Genomic DNA, 13,126 nt, shown 5'->3' on the forward strand with positions numbered 1-13,126 from the left:
GATGCCCGTCAGCACGGCGAACAGGGCGGGCTGGACCACGTCCACGCGCTCCAGAGACGCCGCGTCGTCGTCGCCGCGCAGCACCGGGGTCAGCGGCCAGTCCACATACGGGGCGAACGCCGTCTCGCACTGGGTGATCCAGTCGGCGAACACCGGTGAGGAGGCCAGGAGTTCGCGTCCCATGCCCACCCACTGCGAGCCCTGGCCGGGGAAGACCAGCACGGGTGCGGGCTTGCGGAGGGCGGTGGCGGTCACTGTGTGGTCGGCCGGCTCGCCGGCGGCCAGTGCGGACAGGCCGGATACGGCGTCCTGGTGGCTGTGTACGAGCACGGCCGCGCGGTGCTCGAAGGCGGTGCGGCCGTGTGCCAGTGCTGCCGCGATCCGCGCCGGGTCGGCGTCGGGGTGGGCCTGGGCGTACGCGCACAGCCGTGCCGCCTGCTCACGCAGAGCCCCGGGAGTACGACCCGACAACACCCACGGCACCACACCCGTCGGCGGCATGCCGGGAGGCTGTCCCTCCTGCTCCTCCTCGACGGGCGCCTGCTCCAGGACGACGTGGGCATTGGTTCCGCTGATGCCGAAGGCGGAGACCGCCGCGCGGCGCGGCCGGTCGACCTCGGGCCAGCCGGTGGCCTCGGTGGCGAGCCGGACCGAACCGGCCGTCCAGTCCACGTGGGTCGACGGCTGGTCCACGTGCAGGGTCGCGGGGACGGTCCCGTGCCGCAGGGCCATGACGGCCTTGATCACGCCGGCTACCCCCGCGGCGGCCTGGGTGTGGCCGATGTTCGACTTCACCGACCCCAGCAGCAACGGCGGCCGCCCGGACGGCCGTTGGCCGTACGTGGCCAGCAGCGCCTGCGCCTCGATCGGATCACCCAGCGTCGTGCCCGTGCCGTGCGCCTCCACCATGTCCACGTCCGCGGTGGTGAGACCCGCCACGGCCAGCGCCTGGTGGATCACCCGCTGCTGGGAGGGGCCGTTGGGGGCGGTGAGCCCGTTGGAGGCGCCGTCCTGGTTCACGGCTGAGCCGCGTACGACCGCCAGCACCCGGTGACCGTGGCGCCGGGCGTCCGACAGCCGCTCCAGCACCAGCACACCCACACCCTCGCCGAACCCGGTGCCGTCCGCCGCTTCGGCGAAGGCCTTGCACCGTCCGTCCTCGGCCAGCCCGCGCTGGCGGCTGAACTCGATGAAGACGGTGGGGTCGGCCATCACCGTCGCGCCGCCGGCGAGCGCGAGCGTGCAGTCGCCACCGCGCAGCGCCTGGACCGCGAGGTGGAGCGAGACCAGCGACGACGAGCACGCGGTGTCCACTGTCACCGCCGGGCCCTGAAGACCCAGCGCGTAGGCCACCCGCCCCGACACGACACTGGTGGTCGTACCGAGGTCGAAGTACCCCTCGACCTGGTCGAACACCCGCCTGAGCGCTGCGGAGTAGTGAGAGGGGAAGACGCCCGTGAAGACACCGGTGCCGCTGCCCTTCAGCGACGCCGGGTCAAGTCCGGCCCGCTCCACGGCCTCCCAGGAGACCTCCAGCAGCAACCGCTGCTGCGGATCCATTGCCAGCGCCTCACGCGGCGATATCCCGAAGAACTCCGCGTCGAAGCCGTCCGCACCCTGGAGGAAGCCGCCCGTGCGCACGTACAGCGTGCCCGGTCGGTCGGGGTCCGGGTCGTAGAGCCCCTCGACGTCCCAGCCCCGGTCGGCGGGGAACCCCGACCGGCCCTCCCCACCGGACGACACCAGCGTCCACAGGTCCTCCGGTGACCGCACGCCTCCCGGAAAGCGGCACGCCATCCCCACGATGGCGATCGGTTCCTGCGCGGCGGTGAGCAACTGCCGGTTCTCCCTGCGCAGTTGCCGGGTCTCCGCCAGCGAGGCCCGCAACGCTTCTACGACCTTCTCCATGGATGTACTGGATGTACTGGCTGTATTCATCGAAAGTCTTGCCTTCCAGCCGGTCAGAAGCGGTCGCTGTCCAAAGCCATCCGAACCAGGTCCTCGACGTCCATCGTGTCGAGGGGGACAGGAGTGTCTTCCTGGTCCGCTCCGATGACCGTTCCGGCGGCGCGGTCGGCGCCTTCGCCCGCTTCCTCGCCGTGGTCCGGGACCAGCAGGGCCAGCAGATGCCGGCCGATCGCGACCGGACTGGGGTGATCGAAGACCAGCGTCGCCGGAAGCCGTAGCCCGGTGGCGGCGCCCAGGCGGTTGCGCAGTTCCACCGCCGTGAGGGACTCGAACCCGAGTTCCCGGAAGCTGAGTTCCTCGTCGATCTCCGCCGGGCCCAAGCGGCCGAGCACAACGGCCGCCTGACCCGACACCAGATCGACAAGCAGCCGTTCTCGTTCCGTGGGGGAGAGGCCGTCAAGCCGGCGTGCCAGCGCCTCACCGGCCGCCGGGGCGGAACCGGCGTCCGTCGCACGCCGCAGCGGGGGACGGACCAGCCCCCGCAGTACGGAAGGCACCCGGACCCGGGCCGCGTCGGCCTGGAGCCGTGCCAGGTCCAGCCGGACCGGAAGCAGCAGGGAGCCTTCGCCTCCCAGACCGGCGTCGAACAGGGCGAGCCCGTCGGAGGTGGACAGCGGCGACACGCCGGTACGACTCATCCGCGCCAGGTCGGCATCGTCCAGATGGCCGGTCATCCCGCTGGCCTGCTCCCAGAAACCCCAGGCCAGGGAGGTGGCGGCAAGGCCCTGGGTCCGGCGGTGATGCGCCAGCGCGTCCAGGAAGGTGTTCGCCGCCGCGTAGTTCGCCTGGCCGGGGATGCCGAGGACACCGGAGGCCGAGGAGAACAGCACGAACATCGACAGGTCGTGATGCCGGGTCAGCTCGTGCAGATGCCAGCCCGCCCGGACCTTCGGCGCCATCACGCGTTCGAGCTGCGCCGGGGTCAGCGTCTCCAGCGTTCCGTCCGCCAGCACACCCGCCGCGTGGACCACCCCGGTGAGCGGGTGCTCGGCGGGGATCGCCGCCAGCACCCCGGCCAGTGCCGCACGGTCGGTCGCGTCGCACGCCGCCACGGTCACCTTCGCGCCCAGCCCGGCCAGTTCGGCCTCCAGCTCCGCTGCGCCCGGGGCGGACCGCCCGCTCCGGCCGATCAACACCACGTGCGGGACCTTGTGCTCCCGCACCAGATGCCGCGCCACCAGGCCGCCCAGCGTGCCGGTACCACCGGTGATCACGACCGTTCCGGCGTCAGTACGAGGGTGTGCGGCCTGCTGCCACGCCTCGTCGCCGCAGCGTGTCAACCGCGGGACGAGCACAGCGCCATGACGTAGGGCCAGCTCGGTCTCGTCCCGGTCCGTGGCCGCCGCCACGGCGGCGGACAGCACGTCCCGCGATGAGGCCGTGCCATCGGTGTCCACCAGCAGGAACCGGCCCGGGTGCTCGCTGGACGCCGAGCGCAGCAGCCCCCACACCGAGGCGGCCCCCGGGTCGTGGACCTCCTCGTCCTCCGCCGCCGCCACGGCCCCGGAGGTGAGCACCACCAGCCGGGAGTCGGCCCAGCGCTCGTCGGCAACCCACTGTTGGAGCAGTTCGAGCATCTTCTCGGTCAGACCGAGGGCCGTCTGTGCGGCGTCGGATCCGTCCGCGCCGGCGCATGGCACGACCACGACCACGGGCGCGCTGTCGGCAGAACCGGCGAGAGCCGCCAGGTCCGGATGGACCTGGGCCGTTGCCACCGCCTCGGACACTCCCGTGCCGTCCGTCCCCAACACGGCCCAGGCGGCCCAGGCGGCCTGGGCGGCCTGGGCGGAGGCGGTTTGGCCGGGAGCGGTCCGGCTCACCGGCAGCGGAGTCCAGGTCAGTTGGAACAGCGACTGCCGCAGGGTGTCGCGACCGAGCGCCAGCTGATCGCCCGTGACCGGCCGGGACACCAGCGACCGCACGGAGGCGACGGGACGGCCCGAGCCGTCCGCCAGCTCCACCGCGAACGCCTCGGACCCCGCGGGGGTCAGCCGGACCCTCAGCACGGCTGCCCCGGCGGCGTGGAGAGACACCCCGCTCCACACGAACGGCAGCCAGGCCTGCCCGCCCGCGCCGCCGGTGGTACGGCTGAGCATCATCGGGTGCAGGGCACTGTCGAGCAGCGCCGGATGCAGAACGAAGCGGTCGGCGTCCGCACGCTGCCCCTCCGGCAGTACGGCCTCCGCGAACAACTCGTCACCACGCCGCCAGACAGCGCTGAGGCCCTGGAACGCCGGGCCGTAGCCGTATCCGTGCCGGGCGGCCTCGGCGTAGAAGTCCCCGATGTCCACGGGCTGGGCACCGGCCGGTGGCCAGACGCCGGAATCCGCCTCCGCCGGCAGGGTGTCACCGCCCCGCGTCACCGTCCCCGTGGCATGCCGGGTCCATGGCGTGCCCGGTACGGGGTCGTCGGCGCGGGAGTGGACCGTCACCGGTCGTGCCCCGGTCTCGGCGGCGGCTCCCACCGTGACCTGGATGCGGACCGCGCCCTGGTCGGGGAGTATCAGCGGGGTTTCGAGGGTGAGTTCCTCGACGAGGTCGCATCCCGTCTCGCGGGCGGCCCGCAGGGCCAGTTCCAGGAAGCCCGTGCCGGGGAAGATCACCGTGTCGGCCACGGCATGGTCGGCGAGCCAGGGATGCGTGTTCAGCGCGAGCCGACCGCTGAGGATCACGTCGCCGGTCGCGGCGGATTCGAGCACCGAACCGAGGAGAGGGTGGTCCGTGCCGTCGCCGGCGGTGGGGATGTCGGGAAAGATCTCGGGCCAGTAGCGCTGGTGTTGGAAGGGGTAGGTGGGCAGGTCGGTGGGGGCGGCGGTGCTGGCCGGGAGCAGGGTGTTCCAGTTGGGGGATGCGCCGTGGGTGTGGGCGTGGGTGAGGCTGGTGGTGAAGTCGGTGGGGGTGGCGTGGTCGCGGCGTAGGGATTCCAGGACGGTGGCGGGGTGGCCGGTGTCTTCGATGGTCTGGTGGAGGGCGGTGGTCAGGACGGGGTGGGGGCTGGCCTCGATGAACAGCCGGTGGCCGTCGCCCAGGAGTGTGCGGGTGGTGGTGTGGAATTCGACGGTGTGGCGCAGGTTGCGGTACCAGTAGTCGGCGTTCAGCTGGGTGGTGTCGATCTGGTTGCCGGTGAGGGTGGAGTAGAACGGGGTGTCCGTGGCCTGGGGGGTGATGTCGGCCAGGGCGGACACGATGGCGTCACGGATCGCTTCGACGTCGGCGGAGTGCGAGGCGTAGTCCACAGGGATGCGCCGGGCCCAGGTTCCGTCCGCTTCCAGCTGGTGGAGGAGCTCTTCGATGGCGGTGCTCTGTCCGGAGACGATGGTGGTGGCGGGGCCGTTGGCGGCGGCGATGGAGAGCCGTCCCTGCCAGGGGTGCAGGAGTTTTTCGGTGGCGTCACGTCCGAGCATCACGGAGGCCATGGCCCCGGTGCCGGCGAGCTTGACCAGGGCCTGGCTGCGCAGGGTGACGATGCGGGCGGCGTCGTCGAGGGTCAGTGCCCCGGCGACGCAGGCGGCGGCGATCTCGCCCTGTGAGTGGCCGAGGACGGCGGCGGGGGTGAGGCCGTGGTGCTGCCAGAGTTGTGCGATGCCGGTGAGGACGGCGAACAGCGCGGGCTGGACCACGTCCACACGCTGCAGTGACGCGGCGTCGTCGTCGCCGCGCAGCACCGGGGTCAGCGGCCAGTCCACATACGGGGCGAACGCCGTCTCGCACTGGGTGATCCAGTCGGCGAACACCGGTGAGGAGGCCAGGAGTTCGCGTCCCATGCCCACCCACTGCGAGCCCTGACCGGGAAAGACGAAGACCGTGCCGGGATCCCGCCTGGCGATACCGGTCACCGTGTGGTCGGCCGGCTCGCCGGCGGCCAGCGCGGACAGGCCGGATACGGCGTCCTCGTGGCTGTGTACGAGTACGGCCGCGCGGTGCTCGAAGGCGGTGCGGCCGTGTGCCAGTGCTGCCGCGATCCGCGCCGGGTCGGCGTCGGGGTGGGCCTGGGCGTACGCGCACAGCCGTGCGGCCTGCTCACGCAGAGCCCCGGGAGTACGACCCGACAACACCCACGGCACCACACCCGTCGGCGGAGCGGCCGCGGTGGGCGGCTCGGACACCTCTTCGGCTGCCGGTGCCTGTTCGAGGATGAGATGGGCGTTGGTGCCGCTCATGCCGAAGGAGGAGACGGCTGCTCGGCGTGGGCGGCCGGTGTCGGGCCAGTCGGTGGTCTCGGTGGCGAGGCGGACCGCGCCGGCGGTCCAGTCGACGTGAGTGGAGGGCTGGTCGACGTGCAGGGTCGCGGGGACGGTCGCGTGCTGCAGGGCCAGGACGGTTTTGATGACTCCGGCCACGCCGGCGGCGGCCTGGGTGTGGCCGATGTTCGACTTCACCGAGCCGATCAGCAGCGGCGACTGTTCGGGAGCGCGCCGGCCGTAGGTGGCCAGCAGGGCCTGGGCCTCGATGGGATCGCCGAGGGGGGTGCCGGTGCCGTGCGCCTCGACCAGGTCGACGTCGGCGACGGTCAGGCCGGCCGAGGTCAGGGCCTGGCGGATGACGCGCTGCTGGGAGGGGCCGTTGGGTGCGGTGAAGCCGTTGGAGGCCCCGTCCTGGTTCACGGCTGAGCCGCGTATGACCGCCAGCACCCGGTGACCGTGGCGCCGGGCGTCCGACAGCCGCTCCAGCACCAGCACACCCGCGCCCTCGGCCGGGCCGAAACCGTCGGCCCCCTCGGCGAACGCCCGGCACCGGCCGTCCACCGACAACGCGCGCTGCCTGCAGAACCCCAGGTAGACACTGGGCCCCGACAGCACGGTCGCACCGCCGGCAAGGGCGAGCGTGCACTCGCCGGCCCGCAGTGCCTGGACGGCCAGGTGCAGGGCGACCAGCGAGGACGAACAGGCGGTGTCCACCGTCACCGCCGGGCCTTCCAGACCCAGCGCGTAGGCCACCCGCCCCGACGCCGCACTGGCGTGGGTTCCCGTCGTGTAGTACATGTCGATCTCCGGCACGTTCCGCACGACGGCCGGGTAGTCGAACGAAGCATGGCCGGTGAAGACACCGGTGCTGCTGCCCTTCAGCGACGCCGGGTCGATCCCGGTCCGCTCCACGGCCTCCCAGGAGACCTCCAGCAGCAATCGCTGCTGCGGATCCATGGCCAGCGCCTCCCGCGGCGATATCCCGAAGAAGCCGGCGTCGAAGCCGTCCGCGTCATGCAGGAATCCGCCGCCTCGTACGTAAAGCGTTCCCGGCCGGTCCGGATCCGGGTCGTAGAGCTTTTCCAGGTTCCAGCCGCGATCGGCCGGGAGATCCGATATCGCATCCTCTCCCGAAAACACCAGACTCCACAGGTCCTCCGGGGAGCCGACATCGCCGGGAAAACGGCAGGCCATGCCCACTATGGCCACCGGATTGTCATCGGCGACCACTTCTGTGGTCGGTTCCGCATCTGTTTTTCCGGTATTTTCCGTGCGGGTTCGGAGATATTCCGCGAGTGTTTGCGGGGTTGGATGGTCGAAAATCAACGTCGAGGGCAGCCGAAGGCCGGTGGCCCGGTCCAGTCGGTCTCGCAATTCGACCGCCGTGAGCGAGTCGAGCCCCAGTTCCTGGAAGGTGTGGCCAGGCTCGATCTCTGCTTTGTCGCAGTCCAGTATGTGGGCCGTCTGCGTGTGTACCAGATCGAGGAGGCGGCGGCCCAGCTCCGCGCCGGACAGGCCGACCAGAGCATGCGTGGCCGAAATACCGGACTCATTCAGGTCGTCCACGCAGATCCTCCTCCAACGGGCACCTGCGTCAGTTGATACTGCACGGCACTCTTCCGGCACAAGAGAAAACCGACTTTGGAACAGCTTTAGATCCGCTTTGGCGGAGTAGTCGAAGAGAGGCTCATCTGCGGTTTCCGGAGGTCTTTGGATCCGCTTTAGGTTCGCTTCAGGGTGCGCTGTCACGGTGCCTTCAGGCCCCCGCCGGACGTCGACCGCCAAGGAGGCGTCAGTGATTATCAGCAAGCAGCAGGGGCCGAAACCCGGCGCGATCGTCGAGGAATTGGACTTCAGCCCCGCGCTCCTTTCGGGGCGCGTACCCGAGTCCACCGCATCCGCTGAGACCCCGCACTTCCACGGGGAAGTCAGCGTCACGGCAGACCCGTGGGTCTGAGCCGCCCACCGGGACCACCGCACGACCAGATCGCTGCACGCCTGGAGAGCCGCCATGACAGACGCGATGACACCACCACAGGAGGCTCCGGCGCCCGAGGGCGCCCGGACGAGTTTCCCCAACGACCCGGACCTTCTCAGCAGGGTGCTCCGCCCGTACCGGTCGAAGGACACCCGGTACCTCAAGTCGGCCGTGCTGACCGTGACCGCGGCCGAGGACCAGGCCGGCGGCAGCCGGCTCTCGGCCGTCTGCGAGTTCGAGATCCCCGAGTCGTGCTACATCGACGACACCGGACACTTCAACTCGGTGGAGTTCAACATCTGTTACAACCAGATGCTGTACTACGGCGTCGCGAAGGCCGTCCAGGAGAAGCTCGTACCGCCCTTCTCCGGCTGGACGATGGACGACTACTGGAACCGCCAGCTGGCCAACTTCCTGATCACCGACTTCCGCAGCACGTTCAAGCGCTCCATGCGCGGCCGCGTCTTCCACGGGGAGATCGAGTTCGCCGACATCGTGGAGTGGGAGGGCAGTGACATCAGGGACCCGCTCCTCGCGCTCCGTACCCTGTGCCGCTACTGGGACGAGTACGGCGGCGGGTGCCACGGCGAGGTCAGGATCGCGATCACCGACCCGCCCCCGGTGCCCCGGGCGCTGCTGACGACGGCAGCCGAAGTCTGACCGCACGGACCCCGGGAGCTACTGGTGAAGACGGACGACGCCATCGCGGTGGTCGGCATGGCATGCCGCCTCCCGCAGGCCCCTGACCCCCGCGCCTTCTGGCAGCTGCTGCGGGACGCCCGCAGTGCCGTCACCGAGGTGCCGGCAGACCGCTGGGACGCGGACGCGTTCTACGACGAGGATCCCCGCGCCCCCGGCCGGATCAACACCCGCCGGGGCGCCTTCCTGGAGCGGGTCGGCGACTTCGACGCGGCGTTCTTCTCGATATCGCCGCGTGAAGCCGCCGCGATGGACCCCCAGCAGCGGCTGATGCTGGAGCTGGGCTGGGAGGCGTTCGAGGACGCCGGGGCCGTGCCCGAGCGGCTGCCCGGCCTGTGCACCGGGGTGTTCATCGGCGCGATCGCCGACGACTACGCCGCGCTGCTGCACCGCGCCGGGCCCGAGGCGGTCACCGAGCACACCTTCACCGGGCTGCAGCGGGGCCTCGTCGCCGGCCGCCTCTCGTACGCCCTGGATCTGCGCGGACCGAGCATGACCGTGGACGCCGGACAGTGCTCGTCGCTGGTCGCGGTGCACCTGGCGTGCGAGAGCCTGCGCTCGGGCGAGTCCGACCTCGCCCTCGCGGGCGGTGTCCACCTCAATCTCAGCCCCGCCAGTTCGGTCAGCGCGGCCAAACTCGGTGTGCTCTCCCCGGACGGCCGCTGCTACACCTTCGACTCCCGGGCCAACGGCTTCGTCCGCGGTGAGGGCGGCGGCCTGGTCGTCCTCAAACCGTTGTCCCGTGCCCTTGAGGACGGGGACGACATCTACTGCACCGTCCTCGGCAGTGCCGTGAACAACGACGGCTCCGGCACCGGCCTGACCGCCCCCAGCCCCGAGGGCCAGCAGGAGGTGTTGCGCACGGCCCACCGCCGGGCCGGCGTCACGCCCGCCGAGGTGGGTTACGTCGAACTGCACGGCACCGGAACCCGGCTCGGCGACCAGGTCGAAGCCGCCGCTCTCGGCGCCGTGTTCGCCGCGGACCGCCCGGACGGGCAGCCGCTGGTGGTGGGCTCCGCCAAGACGAACGTCGGCCATCTGGAGGGCGCGGCCGGCATCGTGGGTCTGCTCAAGACCGCCCTGAGCATCAAGCACGGCGCGATCCCGGCCCAGCTCAACTTCGCGGGCGCCGACGAGCGCGTCCCGCTGGACCGGCTGAAACTGACGGTGCGGCAGGAGTACGGACCATGGCCGCGGGCCGACCGCACTCCGGTGGCGGGGGTCAGCGCCTTCGGTGTCGGCGGTACCAACTGCCATGTGGTGCTGTCCGGTGCGCCCGGGCCCACAGTGCCCGATCCGCCGCCGCACACCCCGCGCCCCGCCGCGGGGGCCCCGGTGCCGTGGCTCGTCAGCGGCCGGACCCGGGCGGCGCTGCGCGCGCAGGCCGGCCGGCTGCACGACCACGTGGCCGCCGATCCGCACCTGGACCCGGCGGACATCGGCTTCACCCTCGCGACGGCCCGGCGCGCCCTGGAGCACCGCGGAGCCGTGGTGGCCGCCGAGCGGTCGGCTCTCCTGGCGGGACTGCGGGCGCTGGCCGACGGCGAGCCCGCGCCCGGGGTCGTCACGGCGTCCGAGGCCCCGGCGCGGCCCGGTGGCCGGACCGTGTTCGTCTTCCCCGGCCAGGGCGCGCAGTGGGCGGGCATGGCCGTCGGTCTGCTCGACTCCTCGCCGGTCTTCCGCGCGCGGATCGAGGAGTGCGCACAGGCCCTGGCTCCCCATGTGGACTGGTCGCTGACGGAGGTACTGCGGGGCGCGCCCGGGGCGCCCACGCTGGACCGGGTCGATGTCGTCCAGCCCGCGCTGTTCGCGGTGATGGTGGCCACCGCCGCGCTGTGGCGCTCCCACGGGGTCGAGCCGGACGCGGTCCTGGGCCACTCACAGGGGGAGCTCGCCGCGGCCTGCGTCGCCGGGGCGCTGACCCTGCAGGACGCCGCCCGGGCCGTGGCACTGCGCAGCCGGGCGATCGCCCGGCTCGCCGGAACCGGCGGGATGGCCGCCGTAGGACTGCCCGAGTCGCGGCTCGGGCCGTATCTCGAGCCGTGGGAGGGCCTGCTCTCCCTCGCCGCCGTCAACGGCCCCTCGTCCACCGTGGTGAGCGGTACGCCCGAGGCGCTGGACGGTCTGCTGGCGGCCTGCGCGCGCGACGGCGTACGGGCCCGCAGGCTGCCGGTGGACTACGCGTCGCACTCGGCACAGGTCGAGGCCGTACGCGACGAGGTGACGGCCGCGCTGGAGCCGATCCGACCGCGCGCCGCGGCCGTCGCGCTGTACTCCACCGTCACCGGTCGGCGCGCCGACGGCGCGGATCTCGACGCGGACCACTGGTACCGCAACCTGCGCGGCACCGTGCGGTTCGCCGAGGCCACCCGTGCCCTTGTCGCCGACGGACACCAGGTCTTCCTGGAGATGAGCCCGCACCCGGTGCTCACCCAGGCGGTGGAGGAGAGCGCGGAGGAGGCCGGAGCCGAGGTCACCGTGATCGGCTCGCTGCGCCGCGACGAGGGCGGGCCCGAGCGCTTCCTCACGTCCCTCGCCGAGGCCCATGTGCGCGGGGTCGGCGTCGACTGGGGCCCCGCGTTCGACGGCACCGGCGCCCGACGCGTACGGCTGCCGGGCTACGCCTTCCAGCGCCGACGGTACTGGCTGGACCAGCCCGCCTCCTCTCCCGCCGCGCTCCCGGCTACCCAGCCGCAGAAGGCGGAAGCGGCGGAAACAGCCCTCGACGGGCCCGGTCCGTCCGACGAACGCGGCGCGCTCGACCTCGTACGGACACACGCCGCAGCCGTCCTCGGCCATACGGACCCCGACGCGGTGGATCCCCGGCTGCCGTTCCGGGACCTCGGCTTCGGCTCGCTCGCGCTGGTCGATCTGCGCGCCAGGCTGCAGGACGCGACCGGCCTGCGGCTCCCCGCCACCCTGCTGTTCGACCGGCCCACCCCTGCGGCCGCCGCCCGGTTCCTGCTGGAGCGGGCCCATGGCCGGGCGGTCACGGGGGAGCCCGCCGGGGCGGGGCCGCGCCCCGGAGCCGACCGGGAACCGATCGCGATCGTCGGCATGGCCTGCCGGTACCCCGGCGGCGTCACCTCCCCGCACGAGCTGTGGGAGCTCGTCGCCTCCGGCACCGACGCGATCTCCGGCTTCCCGGAGAACCGGGGCTGGGACCTCGACGCCCTGTACGACCCGGACCCCGGGCGGCCGGGGCGCACCTACCTCCGCCAGGGCGGATTCCTGTACGACGCCGACCGCTTCGACCCGGCGTTCTTCGGCATCAGCCCGCGTGAGGCCCTCGGCATGGACCCGCAGCAGCGGCTGCTCCTGGAGACCGCCTGGGAGGCGCTGGAGAGGGCCGGGGCCGACCCGGCGGCGCTGCGCGGAAGCGACACCGGTGTGTTCGTCGGTGCGATGGCGGGCGACTACGCCCCGAGGCTGCACGAGACCCCGCCACCGATCCAGGGCCATGCGCTGACCGGGGCCGCGTCCAGCGTGCTGTCGGGGCGGCTGTCCTACACCTTCGGGTTCGAGGGGCCCGCGGTCACCGTGGACACCGCCTGCTCCTCGTCCCTGGTGGCCCTGCACCAGGCGGTTCAGGCGCTGCGGCGCGGCGAGTGCTCCCTGGCTCTGGCGGGTGGCGTGTGCGTCATGTCCGAGCCCGGCATGTTCCTGGAGTTCAGCCGTCAGCGTGGCCTGGCGCCCGACGGCCGCTGCAAGGCCTTCGGCGCCGGGGCGGACGGCACGGCGTGGGCCGAGGGTGTGGGTCTGCTGCTGGTGGAGCGGTTGTCGGACGCCCGTCGGCTCGGCCACCCCGTGCTGGCCGTGGTGCGCGGTTCGGCGGTGAACCAGGACGGCGCCAGCAACGGCCTGACCGCGCCCAACGGCCTCTCGCAGGAGCGGCTGATCCGGGCGGCGCTCGCCGATGCCGGGGTGACACCGGACGGGATCGATCTGGTGGAGGCGCACGGCACCGGCACCCGGCTGGGGGACCCCATCGAGGCGGGTGCCCTGCTCGCGGTCCACGGCCGGGACCGGCTGCGGGACCGGCCGCTGCGGCTGGGTTCCCTGAAGTCGAACATCGGCCACGCGCAGGCGGCGGCCGGCGTCGGCGGAATCATCAAGTCGGTGATGGCCCTGCGCCACGGAATCATGCCGGCCACCCTGCACGCCGAGGAACCGTCCCCGCACGTGGACTGGTCGTCGGGGCAGCTGCGGCTGCTGACCGAGCCCGTCCCGTGGCCGTCCGGCGACCGCCCCAGACGCGCGGGTGTGTCCTCGTTCGGCATCAGCGGCACCAACGCCC

At 72.4% G+C, this 13,126-nt stretch carries 4 protein-coding genes and 1 pseudogene; 3 read left to right on the forward strand and 2 right to left on the reverse strand.

Going from position 1 to position 13,126, the window contains the following annotated elements; translation table 11 throughout:
- Both ACI2L1_RS42400 and ACI2L1_RS42405 read right to left on the reverse strand, forming a co-directional pair.
- The coding region (locus ACI2L1_RS42400; RefSeq protein WP_404744832.1) for a type I polyketide synthase at window positions 1-1,887 on the reverse strand (1,887 nt) is incomplete at its 3' end.
- A 74-nt stretch (window positions 1,888-1,961) separates the two neighbouring features.
- Window positions 1,962-7,691, reverse strand: a pseudogene (locus tag ACI2L1_RS42405) (type I polyketide synthase); the annotation flags it as partial.
- 256 nt (window positions 7,692-7,947) lie between these two features.
- Here ACI2L1_RS42405 and ACI2L1_RS42410 point away from each other — a divergent pair.
- The 3 genes from ACI2L1_RS42410 to ACI2L1_RS42420 form a co-directional block, all read left to right on the forward strand.
- Window positions 7,948-8,109 (forward strand): hypothetical protein, encoded by a 162-nt coding sequence (locus ACI2L1_RS42410; RefSeq protein WP_404744822.1) that lies wholly within the window; start codon window positions 7,948-7,950, stop codon window positions 8,107-8,109.
- Between the two features lie 54 nt (window positions 8,110-8,163).
- Entirely contained in the window at window positions 8,164-8,790 is a 627-nt protein-coding gene (locus tag ACI2L1_RS42415; RefSeq protein ID WP_404744823.1) for an FcoT family thioesterase, read from the forward strand.
- A 57-nt stretch (window positions 8,791-8,847) separates the two neighbouring features.
- Window positions 8,848-13,126, forward strand: a 4,279-nt coding sequence (locus ACI2L1_RS42420; protein WP_404744833.1) for a beta-ketoacyl synthase N-terminal-like domain-containing protein, incomplete at its 3' end; no start/stop codon positions are given.

Origin of the sequence: Streptomyces sp. NPDC019531 (genome assembly GCF_044903305.1) — a bacterium.
Taxonomy (GTDB): domain Bacteria; phylum Actinomycetota; class Actinomycetes; order Streptomycetales; family Streptomycetaceae; genus Streptomyces.